Origin of the sequence: Moorena sp. SIO4A1, assembly GCF_010672065.1 — a bacterium.
Classification (GTDB): Bacteria; Cyanobacteriota; Cyanobacteriia; order Cyanobacteriales; family Coleofasciculaceae; genus Moorena.
The window spans coordinates 1-2,100 of the sequence record NZ_JAAHHX010000356.1 but is presented as its reverse complement, the minus strand read 5'-3'; the positions used below and the strand labels follow the sequence as shown (position 1 = coordinate 2,100).

2 protein-coding genes are annotated in these 2,100 nt (G+C 43.1%); both read right to left on the bottom strand.

Annotation, left to right across the window (positions count from 1 at the left end):
* Positions 1–689: 689 nt before the first annotated feature.
* The gene (locus F6K53_RS38195) at positions 690–1,436 is read right to left on the bottom strand and encodes a rubredoxin-like domain-containing protein (protein ID WP_293084962.1); all 747 of its coding nucleotides are present in this window, start codon (positions 1,434–1,436) and stop codon (positions 690–692) included.
* A gap of 271 nt (positions 1,437–1,707) precedes the next feature.
* On the bottom strand, positions 1,708–2,100 hold a 393-nt coding region (locus F6K53_RS38190), incomplete at its 5' end, for an alpha/beta hydrolase-fold protein (RefSeq protein ID WP_293084959.1).

Below are 2,100 nucleotides of genomic sequence, written 5' to 3'. Positions count from 1 at the left end.
CGCTTCCCAGGCTTTTTCGGTAAACTGGTTAGGGTTACTTGGTTGCATCTCTAATCACTCATTCCTCTAACTGTTCACAATTCTAAAAAAACCAGTGCGATCGCATAGATCGGTCTTCACGTCTTCTGTTTGGGATATTGCCGTCCTCAAAGCCAGGTAAGCTGGTTTTCATTTAAATTCTATTGTTCTGACAGCAGGGGAGCAGGGGAGCTTCGGGAGCAGGGGAGAGGGTTTGAAGGTTTTTTTTCAAAGCGATGCAGTGCGGTCTTGGGGAGGCAGTGCGGTCTTGGGGGTTCCCCCGGAGACGAAACCTGATTACGTTGAGCCTTTATGGTTGGTAGGCTCTGCAGAAAAGGGTTAAAACTTATTGATTAGCGATGCAGCGCGGTCTTGGGGGTTTCCCCCATGAGCGACTGCATCAAGACAAGGCTCAACTGTCTTACGGTAACTTCAAACCATGAGCAACTGCCGTGGTTTCCCACACTCGCGCTTTGCATCAAGAGACTGAATAATAACCAATTTAAATGCGCAACAGCTTAATAACCCAAGTTGCTAGTTACAACATGCTGTTTCCAATGTGTAATAACAGATAAAAATCGATAATTGCTGCTATTAATCCTAGATGGTTAATGGTTTTAATTTCGGCGTTGCTTAATCATTCCATTATTAAGCAACGCCACTTATTGAATTTATCTAGCTCTATCAAGTAGGTGCTTGAAATCCTCACGCCAGCTATCGAAGTCAGTAAAAAAGTTGAAGCCACATACAACCTCAAGGGATCTCTCGGAAACAATATCTAGTATCCGTGATGCACGTTTACGGGTTTTATCTTTTGGTCCAAAGGGGTTTAATTGCATACTAGACCCTGGAGGGAAGGCGTAGTCACCAATAAACAAGACCAAGTCAAAGATATATATCATGAAGCCCGGTGTATGCCCACCAATATAGAAAGCTTCAATACCATGCTCGGTGAAGTCACCATAAATTTTGTTGTCAATCGGAAATTGCTCGGCAAGTGGATGCTCAGCATCGTTAACGTGGAGATAAACTTTAGCATCCCATAAATCACGATACTGGTTGGATGCACCCATGAAATCCCTATGGGTAAAGTAAATAGCTTCTACTGGCTCCAAGTCTCGATTGAATGCTGATGGACAATCAATCCATACCGCACCACTATCCGTTTCAATGCGATAAGCAGCATGCTCAATACCAAGACGAGGCACAGAAATCAATTGTGTGACGTAGTTATTGATCTCGTGTGGGGTCACTCGATAGGTTTGCTCTGCCTCATCCCAAGTAACGAATTTGTCATGGCGTGCTCTACAGAACGGACAGACATCAGGCATTTCACCAATCATGTTATAGCCACAAACGGTACAAACCCATTGCTGATGGTTCACAGTTGAAGCCAACATTTCAGCTTCATTAGCCATATTCAGAACCTCAATGTACTGATGTTGACATTAATTTATTTTTATTTTCCTAGTATTTACACCATTTATGCGCTTAGTTAATGAGGATTTTTTTGACAACAGATTATTATCAAATCTGTATATTATTCTAGTTTATGCTTAACTAAAACTGGGTTTAATAGTGATAAATTACCAGTTTTTTTAGAGTTTTTGATGAACCTGAATAGCATAAGTATTGTCCACACTTCCAACCTCGACTTTTTCAGCAACCTTGGGATTATCTCAATTTTGTTCAATCCAACAAAGCCTCAGCATGATGGCTGATATGGTCTTTTATAAAGGTGGCGATAAAATAGTAACCATGGTTATAGCCGACCTGGAGACGGAAAGTCAGGGGCTGATCTGCCTTTTCACAAGCCTTCTCAAACACCTCAGGGAGCAACTGCTGCTTCTCGTAAAAGGGGTCAGCGGTGCCTTGGTCAATCAAAATTGTATGGTTATAGTTGGCTGTCAGCACCAGTTCGCTGGCATCGTAAGCTCGCCATTGCTCTTGGTCTGTCCCGAGGTAATTGGTGAATGCCTTCTGACCCCAGGCGCTGCGCATGGGAGCAGCAATGGGAGCAAAGGCAGAAACGGATAGGTACTGCTTGGGATTCTTTAATGCACAAATTAACGCACCATGACC